This window comes from Nocardiopsis potens DSM 45234 (assembly GCF_000341105.1).
GTDB lineage: Bacteria > Actinomycetota > Actinomycetes > Streptosporangiales > Streptosporangiaceae > Nocardiopsis_A > Nocardiopsis_A potens.
In genome coordinates this window covers 23,434-41,146 of sequence record NZ_ANBB01000044.1, presented here as the reverse complement: position 1 = coordinate 41,146, position 17,713 = coordinate 23,434, and the positions used below count along the sequence as shown (strand labels likewise).

At 76.1% G+C, this 17,713-nt stretch carries 15 protein-coding genes and 3 tRNA genes; 5 read left to right on the top strand and 13 right to left on the bottom strand.

Annotation, left to right across the window (positions count from 1 at the left end; all coding sequences use genetic code 11):
• Positions 1 to 165: 165 nt before the first annotated feature.
• From D459_RS0117440 to D459_RS31985, 8 genes are all read right to left on the bottom strand, one after another.
• On the bottom strand, positions 166 to 984 hold the full coding sequence (locus D459_RS0117440) for a 3'(2'),5'-bisphosphate nucleotidase CysQ family protein (protein WP_017594295.1): 819 nt from the start codon (positions 982 to 984) through the stop codon (positions 166 to 168).
• On the bottom strand, positions 981 to 1,994 hold the full coding sequence (locus D459_RS0117435; protein WP_017594294.1) for an ATP-grasp domain-containing protein: 1,014 nt from the start codon (positions 1,992 to 1,994) through the stop codon (positions 981 to 983). Before D459_RS0117435 ends, D459_RS0117440 begins: the two co-directional genes overlap by 4 nt.
• A 419-nt stretch (positions 1,995 to 2,413) precedes the next feature.
• The gene (locus D459_RS0117430) at positions 2,414 to 3,055 is read right to left on the bottom strand and encodes an HAD family hydrolase (protein WP_017594293.1); all 642 of its coding nucleotides are present in this window, start codon (positions 3,053 to 3,055) and stop codon (positions 2,414 to 2,416) included.
• Positions 3,056 to 3,211: 156 nt separating this feature from the next.
• Positions 3,212 to 3,748 (bottom strand): YbhB/YbcL family Raf kinase inhibitor-like protein, encoded by a 537-nt coding sequence (locus tag D459_RS0117425; protein ID WP_017594292.1) that lies wholly within the window; start codon positions 3,746 to 3,748, stop codon positions 3,212 to 3,214.
• A 176-nt stretch (positions 3,749 to 3,924) separates the two neighbouring features.
• The gene (locus tag D459_RS31990; protein ID WP_017594291.1) at positions 3,925 to 5,217 is read right to left on the bottom strand and encodes a cytochrome P450; all 1,293 of its coding nucleotides are present in this window, start codon (positions 5,215 to 5,217) and stop codon (positions 3,925 to 3,927) included.
• 36 nt (positions 5,218 to 5,253) lie between these two features.
• Complete coding sequence (locus D459_RS0117415; RefSeq protein WP_020380229.1) at positions 5,254 to 5,817, bottom strand: TetR/AcrR family transcriptional regulator; 564 nt, start codon at positions 5,815 to 5,817, stop codon at positions 5,254 to 5,256.
• A gap of 274 nt (positions 5,818 to 6,091) precedes the next feature.
• Positions 6,092 to 6,907, bottom strand: coding sequence for an enoyl-CoA hydratase (locus tag D459_RS0117410; protein ID WP_017594289.1), 816 nt, complete (start codon positions 6,905 to 6,907; stop codon positions 6,092 to 6,094).
• A gap of 139 nt (positions 6,908 to 7,046) precedes the next feature.
• Complete coding sequence (locus D459_RS31985) at positions 7,047 to 8,135, bottom strand: GlxA family transcriptional regulator (protein WP_017594288.1); 1,089 nt, start codon at positions 8,133 to 8,135, stop codon at positions 7,047 to 7,049.
• A gap of 420 nt (positions 8,136 to 8,555) precedes the next feature.
• On the opposite strand from D459_RS31985, the gene D459_RS0117400 reads away from it, so the two are divergent.
• Positions 8,556 to 9,023: a hypothetical protein gene (locus D459_RS0117400; protein WP_017594287.1), complete on the top strand. Its 468-nt coding sequence runs from the start codon at positions 8,556 to 8,558 to the stop codon at positions 9,021 to 9,023.
• Between the two features lie 337 nt (positions 9,024 to 9,360).
• Here the strand turns inward: D459_RS0117400 and D459_RS0117395 are convergent.
• The 3 genes from D459_RS0117395 to D459_RS0117385 form a co-directional block, all read right to left on the bottom strand.
• Positions 9,361 to 9,434: transfer RNA gene (locus tag D459_RS0117395), tRNA-Val, on the bottom strand.
• A gap of 15 nt (positions 9,435 to 9,449) precedes the next feature.
• Positions 9,450 to 9,520 (bottom strand) — tRNA-Cys (locus D459_RS0117390).
• Between the two features lie 41 nt (positions 9,521 to 9,561).
• A tRNA-Gly gene (locus D459_RS0117385) sits at positions 9,562 to 9,634 on the bottom strand.
• Between the two features lie 272 nt (positions 9,635 to 9,906).
• Here D459_RS0117385 and D459_RS0117380 point away from each other — a divergent pair.
• Both D459_RS0117380 and D459_RS0117375 read left to right on the top strand, forming a co-directional pair.
• Positions 9,907 to 11,118 carry a molybdopterin molybdotransferase MoeA gene (locus D459_RS0117380; RefSeq protein ID WP_017594286.1) on the top strand — a complete coding sequence of 404 codons (1,212 nt, stop codon included), beginning with the start codon at positions 9,907 to 9,909 and terminating at the stop codon, positions 11,116 to 11,118.
• 125 nt (positions 11,119 to 11,243) lie between these two features.
• A complete protein-coding gene (locus tag D459_RS0117375) occupies positions 11,244 to 11,963 on the top strand; it encodes a GntR family transcriptional regulator (protein ID WP_020380228.1) in 720 nt (239 codons plus the stop codon).
• 349 nt (positions 11,964 to 12,312) lie between these two features.
• On the opposite strand, the gene D459_RS0117370 is transcribed toward D459_RS0117375, so the two are convergent.
• The gene (locus D459_RS0117370) at positions 12,313 to 13,893 is read right to left on the bottom strand and encodes an MFS transporter (protein WP_026120479.1); all 1,581 of its coding nucleotides are present in this window, start codon (positions 13,891 to 13,893) and stop codon (positions 12,313 to 12,315) included.
• Between the two features lie 176 nt (positions 13,894 to 14,069).
• Between D459_RS0117370 and D459_RS0117365 the strand changes: the two genes are divergently transcribed.
• Positions 14,070 to 14,633 carry a TetR/AcrR family transcriptional regulator gene (locus D459_RS0117365; RefSeq protein ID WP_017594283.1) on the top strand — a complete coding sequence of 188 codons (564 nt, stop codon included), beginning with the start codon at positions 14,070 to 14,072 and terminating at the stop codon, positions 14,631 to 14,633.
• Here the strand turns inward: D459_RS0117365 and D459_RS0117360 are convergent.
• Complete coding sequence (locus tag D459_RS0117360) at positions 14,584 to 15,774, bottom strand: helix-turn-helix domain-containing protein (protein ID WP_017594282.1); 1,191 nt, start codon at positions 15,772 to 15,774, stop codon at positions 14,584 to 14,586. The two genes, D459_RS0117365 and D459_RS0117360, sit on opposite strands and share 50 nt — an antisense overlap.
• 139 nt (positions 15,775 to 15,913) lie before the next feature.
• Between D459_RS0117360 and D459_RS0117355 the strand changes: the two genes are divergently transcribed.
• Positions 15,914 to 17,560, top strand: a complete 1,647-nt coding sequence (locus tag D459_RS0117355) for an amidohydrolase (protein ID WP_017594281.1) — start codon at positions 15,914 to 15,916, stop codon at positions 17,558 to 17,560.
• Positions 17,561 to 17,713 lie beyond the last annotated feature (153 nt).

Sequence of the window (17,713 nt, the reverse complement as noted above, 5' to 3'; positions counted from 1 at the left end):
GAGACGCTGCTCACCACCGAGGCTAAGTCCGCCGCGGACGCCGGGCAATGGACCGCCGGGCCGGTCCGGGGTCCTCCGAAAGGAGGACGCCTCGGCCCGGGACGGCTCAACGAGCCCGGTGATCTCGGCGCTGCGGGACGCTTTGATGCCCCCGCAGCGCCGAGATCACCGGGCGGGCCCGCTCCGGGACCGGTGCCAGCGGGCCACCTCGGCGCAGGCCGCCTCGTCGGTGCCGGCGATCAGGCCGCCGCTCTCGTACCCTCCGCGGTGGTCGAACCGGGTGCCGTCCAGCCGGAGCAGCCCCGCCCCGGTCTCCTCCAGGACGAGCTGCGGCGCGGCCACGTCCCAGTCGCGGACCGGGACGTCCTTGACGAAGAGCTGCGCCGCGCCCTCGGCCACCCGGCACAGCTTCAGCCCGATGCTGCCGGACTCCTGGTACTCGCCGAACCCGAAGTGCCGGTAGGCGGCGAGCGCGATGCCGCGCGGCTCCGGGGTGTTGTCGATGAGCGCGCCGGTGCCGACCGGTGCGGGGGAGAGCCGCGGCAGGTGGTCCCCGTTCCGGGTGGCGCCCACGCCGCGCACCGCCGCGTACATCACGTCGTTCTCCGGCGCGTAGATCGCCGCCACCACCGGGGCGCCGCCCTCCATCAGCGCGGCCTGGGTGACGTAGCCGGGGTAGCCGTGCACGAAGCTGGCGGTGCCGTCGATCGGGTCGATCATCCAGTGCACGCCGGGGCGGTCGGAGACCAGCGAGGCGGAGTCCTCCTCGCTGAGCACCGGCACCCCCGGCTCCAGGGCGCGGAGCCGGTCGCTCAGCGCGCCGTGCGCCATCGCGTCCGCCTCCGCCTTGAACTGCGATCCCTCCCAGACGCCGCTGGTCGCGCGGGCGTCGGAGCGCCACTCGCGCAGCAGCACCCCGACCTCCAGCACCGCCCCGGTGAGCGCGGTGGCCAGGGTGTCCGACCGGAGTCTTCGCCGGCTCACGGGGCCGCCTGCGCGATCACCGGCGCCTCGCAGTCCCGGGCGGGGCCGGACCCGGCCGGGGAGATGCCGAACGAGGAGAACCTCTCCTCGTCGATGAACTCGTCGGCCCAGCGGCGGACCATCACGACGCCCTCCCGCCACTCGTCGCGCAGCCGGGGGCCGTCGGCCACGGCCTGGCCCAGCAGCCCGGCGATCTCGTCCACCCCGGCCGCCACGGTCAGCGGCGCGGTGGAGGAGAACCGGGGGTTGATCTCGAAGATCCGCGGTTCGCCGGCGGCGTCCAGGCTGAGCTGGACGTTGAACGGCCCGTCGGCCCGCAGCTCCTCCTGGACGGCCCGGCACACCTCGATCACCCTCCGGTTCCGCCGGGTCACGGCGAACTTGGTGACGCCCCGCTTGAGCACCACCTCCTTGGGCACCACGGCCTGCACCCCGCCGTCCCGCCAGACCACCACGGAGACGGTGAACTCCTGGCCGGGCACGCGCTCCTGGACGATCAGGTCCTCGGAGGCGTAGCCGCTCTCGGTGAGCAGCCCGCCCAGCTCCTCGGGGGAGGTGCACACCGACACCCCCCGGCTGCCCCGGCCGGAGCGCGGCTTGACCACCACCGGCGCCTCCGGCGCGTCGGTCCACTCCGCGGCCAGCGCGGTCTTCGGGACCGGGAGCCCCGCCTCGGCCAGGCGCCGCATCAGCACGTACTTGTCCAGGCAGGTCGCGATGAACTCGGTGCGCGGCAGCAGCACCTGCAGCCCTTCCAGGGCGAGCTCGCTCGCGGCCAGCAGCTCCTCGTCGACCAGGGGGATCAGCGCGACCGCGTTCTCCTTGGCGCAGATGCCGCGGAGTTCGGGAACGAACTCGGGGCTGGTCCCCGGGGGCACCAGATGGCACTCGTCGGCGAGATAGAGGCCCGGCGCGGTGGCGTCGATGTCGGTCGCGATGACCCGGTACCCCAGGCGCCGCAGGTGGATGATGGTGCCGGATGTCGCCGCCGATCCCGCGGTCGTTATCACCACGGTCGGCCGCTCGGAAGACTGTGCAGCGGTCACCGATGAACCTCTCCGCTCGGTATGGGTGTTGTGATCGGCACGGAACCGCGTGGTGTTCGATCGGGACCACGGCGGTTCCTCCTCGCGAAGGGCCGAAGCGGCGGGCCCGGTCCAAAGGGGATGGTCGATGTCCGTCCCTCAACGAGCGTAGGACGCCACCGGGAACCATGCCCGTACTTGGCCGGTTCCGGTTTCCAGGACAACCGGGGACCCGGCGTGGGCGTGCTCCCCGCGGCCGTGCGCGCGGGCCGGCCCCGGAACCCTCGGCGAGGCGCTCTCCTCCCTTCCACTGCGGCATCCGGGCCGGGCCGCCCGCATGCCCGGCCCCCGGATCCGCCCGCCCTCAACACTGTCCGTTCCCAGTTCAGAACGGTGCGAGACCACTAAGGTTCGGCGTGTCGGCCCGGCTCGGAGCCGAGCCGCTCCGCCAGGAACGCCCGGAACGCCGCGAAACCGGTGTAGTGGTGGGCGTCGATGCCGTGCTCCGCGGCGGCGAGCACGTTCTCCTTCCGGTCGTCGACGAAGACCGTCTCGGCGGGGGAGGAGCCGAGCGCGTCCAGCACGTGCCGGTAGACGGCCGGTTCGGGCTTGCACGCGCCCAGGTCGCAGCTGAAGAACAGGTGCTCCATGGCGGCCAGGGCGGGGGAGTGCCGCAGCGCCCCGGCGATGTCGCGGGGGGCGTTGGAGAGCAGGGCGGTGCGCACGCCCCGCCCGGACAGCTCGGCGAGCAGGTCCGCGACCCGGGGGTCGGGGCGCAGCCAGGAGGCCACGTCGGCCGCCCACAGCCGCTGCGTCCGGGCGGCGTCCCAGTCGGCCCCCGCCCGGAGGGCGACGCGGCCCCAGTAGTCGGCGGCGGGCAGGCCGCGGTCGTACTCGCGGCGCTCGCCCCAGTAGGCCTCCCAGAACGCCTCGGCGTCCGTGCCGGACAGGCCTTCGAGGGCGGCGCGGTCCTCCGCGGAGGGCGGGAGGGAGACGACCTCGCCGTAGTCGAAGACGACGACGGGGCCGGAACGTTCGATCACCATGTTCGTGCGCACCTCTCTCCTGTTCGATTCTCTTCCTTCGTGACGGATCATATGTGCGGAACCGTCGGGAGGGAACGCGAAGGGGCGGCCGGCGCCGGACGTCCGGCGCCGGCCGCCCCTCCGGAGCGGTCCGCCGCCCGCGGGCGGCGGGCGGCCTCACTTCTGCTCGTAGACCGGGGTGACCACGGCGCGCGCCAGCGTGTTGAAGAACAGGTTGAACCCGAGGAACGCCGGGCTCGCCGAGGAGTCCACGTCCAGGGCCGGGACGCCCACCGCGTGCACCGCGAAGAGGTAGCGGTGCGGGCCGTGCCCGGCGGGCGGCGCCGCGCCGATGTAGCGGTGCCCCCCGGCGTCGTTGCGCACGGTCACGGCGCCCTCGGGCAGCCCGGGGCCGCCCTCGCCGCCGGCGCCGGCCGGCAGCGACGTCACGCCGGCCGGGATGTTGCACACCGCCCAGTGCCAGAAGCCGCTGCCGGTGGGCGCGTCGGGGTCGAAGCAGGTGACGGCGAAGCTCTGCGTCCCCTCGGGGAACCCGCTCCAGGACAGCTGCGGCGAGACGTCCTGGCCGCCCGCCCCCATGATCCCGCTGACCTGGGCCGCGGACAGGGTGACCCCGTCCGCGACGTCGTCGCTGGTGACGGTGAAGGACGGGACCTCGGGCAGGAAGTCGTAGGGAGATGGCGGCTTGGCCACGGCGTGCCTCCTCGTGATCGTCGGACGGAGCGGCGGCGCGCCCGGACCGGTCCGGCGGGCGGCCGCGCACCGCGCCGCCCCTCGCGCGCCTCCGCCAGTGTCTATCGTGTCCGCCCGGCCCATGGCCAACCGGCGCCCGGTGCAGGGGGCGGCGGGGAACGGGCCCGGGGTGCCGCTCAGCGCGGGGCGCGGTGCAGGACGCGGACCGGCAGGCCGCCGCCGGGGCGCATCGTGATCAGGCCCGAGGGGGCCGGCGGCGGGCCGATCGGGCTCAGGACGGTGCGGACGGCCAGGCGGGCGAGCATCACGGCCAGCTCGGTGGTGGCCAGCGCGGAGCCGACGCAGCGGTGGGCGCCCCCGCCGAACGGCAGGAACTCATCGGGGGCCGGCCGCAGGCCGCCGGTCCAGCGCTCCGGGCGGAAGGCCGCCGGATCCTCCCAGACCCCGGGCAGCCGGTGCGTGGCGTAAGGGCTGTAGACGACCAAGGCGCCGGCCGGAACGCGCCGCCCGGCGAAGGAGAACCCCTCGACCGCCCGGCGGGCGCTGATGGCGGCCGGCGGGTGCAGCCGGAGCGTCTCCTGGACGACCCCGCTCAGGTAGGGCATCCCGGCCAGGGCCGCGGCGGTGGGCGGGCCGGCCTCCTCGGCCTCGGCCCGGACCGCCTTCCAGGCCCCCTCGGTGCGGAGCATCCGGTGCACCGCCCAGGCCATCGCCGCGCCGGTCGTCTCGTAGCCGGCCGCGATCAGGGTGATCGCCTGGTCGCGGACCTCCTCGTCGCTCAGGCCGGTGCCGTCCTCGCCTCGCCCGTGCACCAGGGCGGCCAGGATGTGGCCGTCGCCGTCCGCGGAGCCGGCCCGCAGCCGGGAGATCTCGGCGAAGATCCGCGCGTCCGCGCCGGCCTTGGCCGCCATCGCCCGGCGCCAGGCGGGCGTTCCCAGCCTGCGGTGCAGCCGGACCAGCTGCGGCGGCCGGTCGATCAGGTCGAGCATGGGCTGCAGCCGGGCGCCGAAGAAGTCCGCGTCGGCGGCGAGCCTCGGGCCGAACAGCGACCGCACGGTGCTGCGCCGGACGGCGGCGCGGAACACCTGGTAGACGTCGGCGGTCCCGCCGGGCGTCAGGGCGTCCACGGCGGTGTCGGCCTCCTCGGCGATGGTGCGCACGTACCCGGCCACCTGCCGGTGGTGCAGGGCGGGGCGGACCAGCCGCCTCCGCCGGGTGTGCTCGGCCCCCTCGCTGATCAGCAGCGACGTGGGACCGTCGACGGCGGCGAGGGAGTCGAAGACGTCGCGGGTGCCGAACAGGTGGCCGTTGGCGAAGATGAAGCGGTTCGCCTCCGGGCCGATCAGGTAGACGTACCGGTACCGCCCGGCTCCCAGGGAGAAGACCGGGCCGTGGCGCCGGTGGAGGGTGATCAGTGCGTCGTAGCGGTGGCGCGCCAGTTCGGCGGCGATCGCGGCCTGCTGAAGCATCCGGCCTCCAGGTTGCTACATCTGTAGCGATCCATGCTACAGGCGTAGCGAGGCGAGGGCGGCGGAGACCGCGCCGCGCAGCCAGGCCCGGTCCGCCGGGCCGTGGAAGGGCCGCGCGACCGCGTCGAAGACCACCCCGTCGAGCTGGGCGACGAGCAGCCGCGCGGCGCTCTCCGGGTCCGGGATCCCGGCGGCCGCCAGCCCGTCCCGGGCCCGGTGCAGGAAGCGCAGGCTCGCCTCCTCCAGGTGCGGGCGGAGATCGGGGGCGCGGGCGGCGTCCAGGTACAGCTCCATCCGGGCCCGGGAGCGCTCGCGGGCCGGGCCGGTCCAGTGCTCCAGCAGGCCGGTCAGCGCCTCCAGCGCGGCCTCGGCGTCGCCCGGGGGGAAGGCGAACTCCTCCAGCACCGCCTCGTCCAGCTCGACGATCCGCTCCAGTGCGGCCCGCTGCAGCGCCAGCCGGGTCCGGTAGCAGCTGCTGGTGCTCCCCGGCGGCAGCCCGGCCCGCGCGTCCACCGCCCGGTGGGTCAGCGCCCGCAGCCCGCCCTCCGCGATCACCTCGACGGCCGCCTCCGCGGCGCGCGCCTTGCGTGGTCTGGTCATGGGGCCAACCATGCCAGCCCCGCGAGGCGGAGAAGGCCGCCGCCGGGCGCGCCCGGCGGCGGCCTTCCCGGAGGTCCGCCCGGCCCGGCCGGGAGGTGCGCGTGCGGTGCGGCGGGGGCGCCCCCCCCCCGCCGAGCGGACCGCCGGGGACCGGCCGCCTCGGCCCCGCGCGGCCGCGGAGTTCCGCCCGAGGCGGCGTGCCCGCGCGGGCCGGCCGGAGGCGTCCCGCCCCCTCCGGCCGGGGCGCCGCCCCGGTCCGGGGCGGCCCCGAGGGTCAGCGGCCGGTCCACTCCGGGCGGGTCCCGGTGCCGAAGGCGCGGACCGCGGCTGCGAAGTCGGCGCTGCCGAAGGCGGCCTCGATCACGTCGGAGTCCTCGGGCAGGCCCGAGCGGCGCAGCCGCCGGGTGATCTCCTTGGACGCCCACATCGTGACCGGTGCCTGGGAGAGGATCCGGCGCAGCGTGTCGGCCACCGCCTCCTCCAGCTCCTCCGGGGCGGTGACCGCGGAGACGAAGCCGGCGGTGCGGGCGTCCTCGGCGCCCAGGAAGTCGGCGCGGAGCAGCAGGTCCAGGGTGCGCGCCGCGCCCAGCCTCTGGTGCAGCAGGGACATGGTGTTGGCGGAGAGGCAGTTGCCCAGGGTGCGGGCGATCGGCACGCCGAACCGGGCGGTCTCGTCGGCGAGGCGGATGTCGCATGCGGTGGCGATGGCCAGCCCGCCGCCGACGCAGTAGCCGCGGACCACCGCGACGGTGGGCACGTCGACGTCCTCGATCCGGTTGAGCACCCTGCTGATCAGGGTCTCGTACTCGACGCCGTCCCTGCCGGAGGAGAACGCCTCGAACTCCCGGATGTCGCTGCCCGCCACGAACGCCTTCGCACCGGTGCCGCGCAGCACCAGGGCCTTGACCCCGGGGTCGCCGTCGGCCCGCTCGCAGGCCCGGTGCAGCCCCTCGTACATCTGCGAGGTCATCGCGTTGCGGGCGTCCGGGCGGTCGAAGGTGACGCTCAGCACCCCGCCCTCCTCGGAGACGATCAGATCGCCGGCGTGCTCCGCCGGGGCGGTGGCCGTCTCGGCCGTCTCGCCTGACATGGGCCTCTTCCTTCCCTCTGTGCCGCGGTGCCCCTCAGTGTGGTCCACCGCCCCGGACCCGCGGAGCACGGCCCCCGTGTGCGGGCCCGGACGCCGCGCTCGGCGGCGGTTCTCCGGGGCGGTCGCGTGCTCCGGCGGGTCAGCGGGGTCCGGCCGCCGCCGGGGCGCGGCCGTAGGCGGCGAACGGGCCGGCGCCGGGGAGGCCCGGGCGGGCGGTTCCGCGGACCCCCTCGGCGCGGTCGGCCCGCTCCGCCGGGGCGGTGACGAGCGCGTGCGACCCGGGGCCGCGGCTGCGGAAGGAGGCGCGGTAGGCCCGGGGCGCCACCCCGACGACGCGCCGGAACCGCTCCCGGAAGGCGGTCGGCGAACCGAACCCGGCCCGCACCGCGATCCGCTCGACGCCCTCGTCGGTCGTCTCCAGCAGGAGCTGGGCGCGGCGCACCCGGGCGCGCAGCAGCCACTGCAGCGGCGTGGTCCCGGTCTGCTCCCGGAACCTGCGGCCGAAGGTCCGTTCGCTCATGCCGCAGCGCGCGGCCATCGCCGCCAGGGTCAGCTCCGCGTCCAGGTTCTCCTCGATCCAGGAGAGCACCGGCTCCAGCTCGGACCCGGCGGGCGCCGGCGGCCGCGCCTGCGCGACGAACTGCGCCTGCCCGCCCTCCCGCTCCAGCGGCACCACCATCGTCCGTGCCGCGTCGGCGGCCACCGCCGAGCCCAGGTCCCGCCGGACCATGTGCAGGCACAGGTCGATCCCGGCGGCCGCGCCGGCCGAGGTCAGCACCTGGCCGTTGTCCACGTAGAGCACGTCCGGGCGCACGTCGACCCGCGGGTACAGCTCGGCCAGCCGGCCGGCGGCCAGCCAGTGGGTGGTCGCGCTCAGCCCGTCCAGCAGCCCCGCCTCGGCCAGCACGAACGCGCCGACGCAGACCGAGGCGATCCGGGCGCCGGCCGCCGCGGCGGCGCGCAGCGCGTCGAGCACCGGCTCCCCCGGGAGAGCGGCGTGCGGCGCGCACCCGGGGACGACGACGGTGTCCGCCCGCCGCAGCGCGTCCAGGCCGTGGGGCGCGGTCAGCGCGACGGCGTCCCCGGCGACCTGCGGCGATGCCGCGCACACCCGGACCCGGTACGGCCGGCCGCCGTCCGCCAGCCGGACGCGCCCGAACGCGTCGATCGGGATCGCCAGGTCGGAGACGACCACATGGTCCAGGGCCAGGACCGCAACCGTGTGCATGCGGCCACGGTAGAGCAGGCCGCGCCGGGCCGGTCCGCGGGGCCGGGCCGGTCCTCAGGGCGGGGGAGACGCACCGGGCGGCCGGTGGCGGGAATCCGTTGGAAATCGGCGTTTTCGCCTCTGGGGGGCGGCGCCGCACCGCCCTAACGTTTCCTTCCGTGCCGGTCCGGCGGACGGCCGCGAGGTGCGGGGAGCCCGTCCCGGAGCGCCCGGACCGGGCCCCGGGCCGCCGCGGCGACCGCTTCCGGGCCCCGGGCGCGGCCTTCCGCCGCCCGGCGGAGCCCCCGGCACAGGCGAAGGAATCGAAGGAACCAGAGGAGAGAGCAGCACCGCGATGCCCAGCACCGAGACCACCCGGCCCCCGATCCCCGCGGCCCCGACGGCGACGGCCGCCGCCCGTTCCGGAAGGGGGAGCGAGTGATGGCGAAGCTCCTGCTCTCCCTGCACGTCCTGGCGGCGGTCATCGCCGTCGGGCCGGTCACCGTGGCCGGCAGCATGTTCCCCGCGTCCGTCCGCCGGGCCGCGGCGGCCGGGCCGGACGCCGCGGCCCTGGCCCCGGTCCGGCTGCTGCACCGGATCTGCCGCGTCTACGCCCTCGTCGGCATCGCCGTCCCGGTCTTCGGCTTCGCCACCGCGAGCACCATGGGCGTCCTGACCGACGCCTGGCTGCTGGTCTCGATCGGGCTCACCGCCATCGCGGCCGGCGTCCTGGCGCTGCTGGTCCTCCCCGGCCAGCAGGCGCTGCTGGACCGACTGGACGGCGGCGCCGCCGAGGTGGAGCGCCGCACCACCGCGCGGCTGGCCATGCTGACCGGCGTCTTCAACCTGCTCTGGGCGGTGGTGACGGTGCTGATGATCGTCCGCCCCGGCTCCAGCACGGGGGCCTGACCGCGGAGCCCGCCGGAAGAGCGCTGCGCATCGCCGCCGCCGAACAGGTGGACCTCGGGCGGGAGCCCCGGGCCGGTGCGCTCGGGGCGCCGGCGGGAGCAGGAGACCGGATCGTCGACATCGACTCAGACGGAGAGGCGATGGCCATCGACTTCTCCGAGGCCGATACGGACTCGGAGTCCACACCACGGCCGCGCTCGCCCGGATGGGGGCCGGCCTCCGTCCCGCCGACCGCGATCGGCCCGCGCGCCGACGACGAAAAGCGCCCCCGCCTTCAAAGGCGGGGGCGCTTTTCGTCGCTGCGGCCGGAAGAATCTCCGGCCCGCGGTGATTCCGGTGGGCGATACAGGATTCGAACCTGTGACCTCTACCGTGTCAAGGTAGCGCTCTAACCAACTGAGCTAACCGCCCGTGTTCCCTCATGAGAGGTGGAGACGGGATTCGAACCCGTGTTGACGGCTTTGCAGGCCGCTGCCTCGCCTCTCGGCCACTCCACCGGACTCAGGCCCCGGGGTGCGCCAGGCGCCCCGGTTCTCCGAGCGGACGACGGGATTCGAACCCGCGACCCTCACCTTGGCAAGGTGATGCTCTACCAGCTGAGCCACGTCCGCGTGCTGCCCCGGCCCCGTTCCCCCCGGCTTCCCGGTGGGCCCTGCGCCGTGCTGCGTTTAGAACTTTAGCGGAATCTCCGCAGGTGGCAAATCGACCGGGAAGCGGCGGGCGGGAGACCCTTCCGTCTACTTCGTATTCTGTATACAGTCGAGGGCGGCCGATAGGCTCGGAGGAGCGGGCGAGTCGGGGCCTGCGCCCGCGGAGGCGCGGATATACAGGTCCTGTGCGAGCAGAGGGAGCGGCCGGGGCCGCAGCGGCACGAGGAGCGGTGATGGGCCGAGGGGAACGGACGCCGGCGCCGTGGGAGCGGGCCCGCTCCGCCGCGCGGGCGCTGGGGGAGAGGTGCGGGCCGGCCGCCGTCCGGACCGTCCCGCTCTCCGAGGCGCTCGGCGCCGTCCTCGCCGCCGACCTCACCGCGCTGGTCGGCATCCCGGACTGCGACACCTCGGCGATGGACGGCTACGCGGTGGCGGGCCCCGGCCCGTGGGCCGTCACCGGGCGGGTGCTGGCCGGCGCCGCGCCGAGCGCCGTCCCGCTCGCCGCCGGCACGGCGGTGGAGATCGCCACCGGCGCGCCGGTCCCGCCCGGGGCCGACGCCGTGCTCCCGCTGGAGCAGGCGGTGCGCACCGCGGAGGACGCCGTCGCCGCGGACGGCGGACCGCCCGCCCCCGGACGGCACATCCGCCGGGCGGGGGAGGACACCCGCCCCGGCGACATCGTGGTCAAGCAGGGCTCCCCGGTCGCCCCCGCGGTGCTCGGGCTGGCCGCCGCGCTCGGCCACGACACGCTCCCGGTCTACCGGCCGCGGGTCGCGGTGCTGGTCACCGGGGACGAGGTGGTCCCCGCCGGGATCCCCGCCCCGGGCGCGGTCCGGGACGCGATCGGCCCGATGCTCCCCGGCGTCGCCGCCTGGGCCGGAGCACAGGCCGACCCGCCGGTGCGGGTGCGGGACCGGCTCGGCGGCACGGTGGGCGCGCTGCGCGCGGCGGCCGGGTCCGGGGCCGACGCCATCGCGGTGTGCGGCGCCTCCTCCAAGGGGCCCGCCGACCACCTGCGGCCGGCCCTGGCCGCGCTCGGCGCCGAGGTCGTCGTGGACGGCGTGGCGTGCCGCCCCGGCCACCCGCAGCTCCTCGCGCACCTCGGCCCGCCCTCCGCGCCGGGCCCCGCCGTGGTCGGCCTGCCCGGCAACCCCAACGCGGCCCTGGTCGCCGCGCTCACCCTGCTCGTCCCGGTGCTGGCGGCGATCGGCGGGCGGCCGGATCCGGCCGCGGCGGAGCCGGCCCGCGCCAGGGTGCTGGACGGGATCGACCCGCACCCCCGGGACACCCGGCTGGTCGCGGTCCGGGCCGACGCGGACGGGGTCCGCCCGATCGGCCACGACCGGCCCGGCAGCCTGCGCTCCCCGGCCGCCGCCGACGCCTACGCGGTGATCCCGCCGGGGTGGCGCGGCCCCGAGGCGGAGCTGCTCCGCCTGCCCCGCTGAACCTCCGGGCCCCGCCGGGGGTGCGGCCCCGAGGGGCGGCGCCGATTACACTGCTGGCACCAGGAGGGCCGATCCCGCCCAGGCATCGCCGACACCGCCGCGACGAAGACGGAACCCGATTGACGATGGCGCCAAGCCCGCTCGACAAGAACCTGCTCACCACTCCGGTCCGGCGTCCCGTGCCGCTGCGCGAGAGCGTCTACGAGACGCTCCTGGAGCTCATCACGCTGCGCAGGCTGCCTCCCGGGCAGCATCTGGTGGAGAACGAGCTCGCCGAGCGGCTGGGCGTGTCCCGCCAGCCCATCCGGGAGGCGCTGCAGCGGCTCAGCAACGAGGGCTGGGTCGACCTGCGCCCTGGGTACGGCGCCTTCGTGCACCAGCCCGGCGAGGACGAGGCGGAGCAGCTGCTGGCGGTGCGCGGGCTGCTGGAGGGCGAGGCGGCCCGGCTCGCCGCCGGGAACGCCGGCGCCGCCGGGGTCGCCCGGCTGCGCGCGCTGTGCGCCGAGGGGGAGGCCTGCCTGGAGCAGGGCGACGCCGAGCGGACCGTGGCGCTCAACGCCGATCTGCACCGGCTGGTCACCGAGCTGTCCGGAAACGAGGTCCTGGCCGGGCTGGCCGCCCAGGTCGCCCGCCGGGTGCGCTGGTACCACGGCCTGGTCGCGGTCCGCCGGGGCCGGGACTCCTGGCGCGAGCACGCCGGGATCATCGACGCGATCGAGGCCGGCGACGGCGAGCGGGCCGCCCGGCTGATGCGCGAGCACACCGACACCACCCGCCGGATGTACCACGAGATCTCCGCCGAGCAGGAGGCCGAGCGGCCGGAGGAAGCGCCGGAGGAGGGGTAGTCCCCGGGCCCCGCGGCCCCTCCCGGCGCTGAGACGCGACGGTGCCGAGATCGACGCCGAAGGGTCAAGGCCGGAAAAGGCGCGCGATGTCTGGCGCGCGGCGGAGGCAGCGGCCAGAATGTGTGACCGGCCTCTCTTTCGGGGCCGGCGGGCGCACCGCTGAACCCCCTGTGGTCGGCTCGACCGCGCCCGTCCGCTCCGGGGCCGGATCACCCCTGGGTCCGGTCCCGGAGCCCGAGTCCGCTCCGTGCCGCGCGGTGCGGCACCGGTGGCGCGGCGGGGCGCCCCCGGGATCCGGAGGCGCCCCTGGCCGGCGCGGTCAATGGCGCGGTCGATACGGTCGGCGCGGTCAGTGCGCGGCGGCCTTCTCCGGCTCCGCGGCCTCGGCGGCGGCCGGGGTGCGCTCCCGGCGGAGCAGGAACCAGGCCTGGGCCGCGGCGGCCAGCACGATCACCGTGGCGATGGCGCTGGTCAGGTGCATGCCGTCGGTGAAGGCGGCCTGGGCGGCGTGCAGCAGCGCACCGCCGGCCTCGGCGGGCAGCCCCTCGGCGACGGTCACCGCGCCGCCCAGGGTGTCCCGGGCCGCCTCCATGTCCGGGCCGGGCACCGACGGGACGTCGGCCAGTCCGACCCGGTAGGCCGCGGTGAGCAGGCTGCCGAGCAGCGCCACGCCCAGCGCGCCGCCGAGCTCGTAGGCGGTCTCGGAGATGGCCGACGCGGCGCCGGCGCGGGCCGGCGGGGCGGCGCTGAGGATCGCGTCGTTGGTCAGCGTCTCGGCCAGGCCGATGCCGGTCCCGATGAGGACGAACGCCACCGCGATCGCGATCGCGCCCTGGTCGGTGGAGGCCAGGGTGACCGCGACGAACCCGGCCGCCACCAGCAGCAGGCCGATGACCAGGGCCGCGGCCAGGCTCAGCCGGCGCGCCGCGGCCACCGCCGCGAAGCTGGCGACGACCGACAGGAGCAGCCCGGGCACCAGCACGAACCCGGCGCGGATCGGGCTCATGCCCAGCACCAGCTGGAGGTACTGGGTGAGGAAGAACAGCGACGCCACCATCGAGAAGACCAGCATCAGGTTGGTGGCCACGGCCACGCTGAACCGGCGGATCCGGAACAGCCGGACGTCGATCAGCGGGTGCTCCAGGCGGAGCTGGCGGCGGACGAACAGCGCCCCCATCAGCAGGCCGAAGAAGAGCAGCGCCAGCGGCAGCGGCTCCGGACCGTACTCGGCGGTCTTCTTGACGCCGTAGACGGCGGGCAGCATCGCGGCCATCGACAGCAGCACGCTCAGCGGGTCCAGCCGGCCCGGGTTCGGGTCGCGGGACTCCTTGACCAGCAGCGGGAGCAGCACCAGCAGCACCGCCATCACGGGCAGGTTGATCAGGAAGACCGAGCCCCAGTGGAAGTGCTCCAGCAGCCAGCCGCCGATGATCGGGCCGAGCGCGCTACCGGCGGAGAAGCCGGAGGCCCACACCGCGATCGCCAGCATCCGCTGCCGGTCGTCCAGGAACAGGTTGCGCAGCAGCGACAGGGTCGACGGCATCAGGGTGGCGCCGGCCAGGCCGAGCAGGGCGCGCGCGGCGATCAGCATCTCGGGCGTGGTGGAGAAGGCCGCCAGCAGCGAGGCGCCGCCGAAGCCCAGCGCGCCGATCATCAGCAGCCGGCGGCGGCCGATCCGGTCTCCCAGCGAACCCATGGTGACCAGCAGCCCGGCCAGCATGAAGCCGTAGATGTCGATGATCCACAGCAGCTGGCCGCCGGTGGGCCGGAGGTCCTCGGTGAGGTAGGGCACGGCGAAGCCGAGCACGGTCATGTCGATGGCGATCAGCAGCACCGGCAGGACCAGCACGGCCAGGCCGAGCCATTCGCGCGCTCCGGCCTTGGGGACAGTGCGGCCGGTCGGCTGCCGGCCGGTCACTGCGGAAGTCATGTTCCCTCTACTTCGTCGTCGGCTTTCGGGATGGGGGCGGGGAGTCGCGGAGGTCCGGGGCGGCCCGGAGCGGGCCGCGCACCTGGAGGCAACGGGTCATCGGATGAATCGATTCCCATTCGCTGTTCTGAACCGTCCAGACGGTACAGTACCGTCCGGCCGGTACAGTGTCAAAGGTGAGTGCAACCACAACGCGCGACCGGATCCTCGACGCGCTCCAGGACATCCTGATCGAGCAGGGCTTCTCCGCCGTGACCCTGGAAGGGGTCGCCGCGGCGGCCGGGGTCTCCAAGGGCGGGCTGCTCTACCACTTCCCGAGCAAGGCGGCCATGATGGAGGGCCTCATCCGGCGCCTCTCCGACCTGGCGGAATCGGAGTTCCGCGAGGCGGTGGAGAGCGACGAGGGGGTGGTCCGGGTCTTCCTGCGCACCTCCCTGCCGCAGTCCGCGGAGGAGGCCGACGTCTACGGGTCGATCATCGCCGCCCTGCGCAGCAAGGAGGGCATGTCGGAGGCCTCCCGGGAGCTGGTCCGGCACTTCTTCGAGGAGTGGTCCCGCCTGCTCCACCGCGAGCTGGGCGACCCGGTGCTGGCCGAGACCATCCGGCTGGTCGGCGACGGGCTCTACCTGTCCGCGGTGGTCGGCCTGCCCCAGCCCGAACCCGAGGTGCTCCAGGGGGTGATGGACCGCCTCATCGAGCAGGCGGACGCGGTTCGGAAGCGCACTCCAGAGCGAGAATGAGCGCCGCCGCCTCGGCCGGCCGGGTCGGCCTGCACCCGGTCAGCTCGGCCAGCCGGGCCAGCCGGTTGAGCACCGTGTTCCGGTGGCAGAACAGCTCCCGGGCGGTCTCGCCGACCGACCCGGTCGCGGCGTAGCGGCGGAACGTCTGCACCAGCCGGTCCCGCTCGTGCCCGGGCAGCGCGTCCAACCCCTCCACCAGCGCGTCGGCCAGCACCGGCGCCAGCTCGCCGAGCCGGGCCGCGGCCACCGGAGCCCAGGCCTCGGCCAGCGGGACCGGCCGCTCCGCGCCGGCCGGGAGCACCGCGGCGACCGCGGCGGCCACCCGCAGCGACGCGGGCACCCGGTCCAGCCCCTCGGCGACCGGGCCGAGCGCGCACGGCACGCCCTCCAGCCAGCCGGGCACCTCCCGCCGCCCCGCGGCCAGCTGCGCCACCAGGACGGTCCACCCGTCGTGCTCCTGCACGTGCGCCGGGCCGGCCGCCGCGGCCGCGGCGGCGCGCAGCCGCTCCCGGCCCCCGGCCGGCGCCGCCGCCACCGCGAACCGCGCGCCGGGGGAGAACCGCAGCGCCGTCGCGGCCTGCTCGACCAGCCGCCGGTCGTTGCCGTCCGAGGCGAGCAGCCGGCCCAGCAGCACGGCGCGCTGCTGCTCCCGCTCGCGCGCCAGCACCGCGGTCTCGTTCAGATACCCGGTGTGCACGCGCACCGTGTGGAACTCCACCGACTCCCACAGCCGCACCGCCTCCCGGGTCAGCTCGGGCAGCTCCGCGGCGGTCACCCGGTCCAGCAGCGCGGTCCACAGCAGCCGGAAGTCCAGCCGCACCGCCTGTACCAGCTCCTCCAGCGGAACCCCCTGGTGGACGCGGCGCCGGCCGAGCTCCTCGGAGATCCCCTGCAGCCGGTCGGGGATCGGCAGCCCGCCGATGATCCGCAGCAGCAGCTCCAGCGAGGCGTGCGCGGTGCCGCGCAGGTCGTCCAGGGGGACGGTGTCCCGGTAGCCGCCGAAACCGGCCACCTCGGCGGAGTAGACGCCGACCAGGTCGTCCAGGTCGTCCAGGCATTCGCGGACGGCGCGGCGGAGCGCCCCGGAGGGCGGCGGCAGGTGCAGCGGCCCGGCGTCCCCGCCGGGAGTGGAGCTGTGCATATGCCCATTATCCGCCGCCGACTTCGCTGCGAATCGTCATTGTGTCCCAGGTCGCTCCGGCTGCACGCTGGAGCGGACGCCCGCCGCCCCGCCGGCCGGGCCGCACCGAACGCGACACCACCGAGGGAACCACCGCCCGATGCTGGACCTGAAACTGACCAACGCGCGGATCCGCACGGTCGACGACGACCGCCCCGCCGCCACCGCGCTCGGCGTGTTCGCCGGGCGCATCGCCGGGCTCGACGGCGACATCGCCGACCTGCCCGCCCGCACCACCGTGGACTGCGGGGGAGCGGTGGTCGTGCCCGGGTTCGGCGACGCGCACAACCACATGGCGTGGTTCGGCCAGTCGCTGTCGGAGGTGGCCCTGGAGGAGGCCGCCACGCTGGACGAGGTCTACGCGGCGGTCGCCCGGCGCGCCGCCGAGACCCCGGACGGCGCCTGGGTCGTCGGCTCCGGCTACGACGACACGGTGCTCGGCGCGCACCCCGACCGGGCCGGCCTGGACCGCGCCGCCGGCGGCCGCCCGGTCTGGCTCAAGCACCGCTCCGGGCACATGTGCGCGGTGAGCAGCGCGGTGCTGGAGGCGGCCGGCGCCGCCACCGCGGCGGTGCCCGACCCCGAGGGCGGCGTGATCGTCCGCGACCCCTCCGGAACCCCCACCGGGCTGCTCCAGGAGCGGGCCCAGGAGCTGGTCACCGCCCTGGTCATGCCCTACCCGGCGGCGGAGCTGGCCGAGGCGGTCGGCCGCGCCTCCCGGGTGTACGCCGCCGAGGGGCTCACCCACGTCACCGAGGCCGGGATCGGCCGCGGGCTGATCGGCCGCACCCCCGTCGAGGCCGCCGCCTACCAGCTGGCCCGCGAGCGCGGCCTGCTCCGCACCCGGGTCCAGCTGATGGTCGCCGCGGACAACATGCACCCGCTGCACGGCCACCCCGAGGACGGCATCGAGACCGGCATCGACCTGGGGCTGCGCACCGGCTTCGGGGACGACGTGCTGAGCCTGGGGCCGATGAAGATCTGGCTGGACGGGTCGCTGATCGGCCGCACCGCCGCGGTCACCGAGCCGTTCTGCGACCACGGCCACGGCACCGGCGTCTACCAGAACGACCCGGAGGAGATGCGCGCCCTGGTCGTCGCCGCGCACCGGGCCGGCTGGCGGGTCGCCGCGCACGCCATCGGCGACGACGCGGTCGACCTGGCCCTGGACGCCTTCGAGGAGGCCCAGCGCGCGCTGCCCCGGCCCGACGCACGGCACCGCATCGAGCACGCCGGGGTGGTCCGCCCGGACCAGCTGCCCCGGCTGGCCGCGGCCGGCGCGGTCCCGGTGCCGCAGCCGCACTTCCTGTACACCGTCGGCGACACCATGGCCGCCGCGCTCGGCCCGTCCCGCCGGGACTGGCTCTACCGGCACCGGTCCTTCCTCGACCACGGGCTGCGCGTCCCCGGCAGCTCCGACCGGCCGGTCGCCCCGGGCGCGCCGCTGCTCGGCATGGAGTCCATGGTCGAGCGGATCAGCAGCGGCGGCACCGTGCTCTCCCCGGACGAGCGGGTCCCCGCCGAGACCGCGCTGCGCGCCTACACCCTGGACGCGGCCTGGGCCGCCCGCGACGAGCACCGCCGCGGCAGCCTGACCCCGGGAAAGCTCGCCGACCTGGTGGTGCTGGACCGGGACCCGGTCACCGAGGGGCCGATCGGCTCCGCCCGGGTGCTCGCCACCCTGGTGGGCGGCGCGTGCGTGCACGGCGCCGACGCGCTGCCCGGCCTGGCGGCCGCCGCGGGCTGACCCGCCCCGGCGGAGGCCGCCGGGCAGGGCGCCGGTCCCGGCACCGGCTCCGGCACGGGGCCCCGGCGTCCCGGGCCGCGCCGCCGGTGCCTCCGGCGCCGCCTGGTGCGCCGCTCCGCGAGACCGCTTGTTTCCGCAGGTCGAATAGGAAGG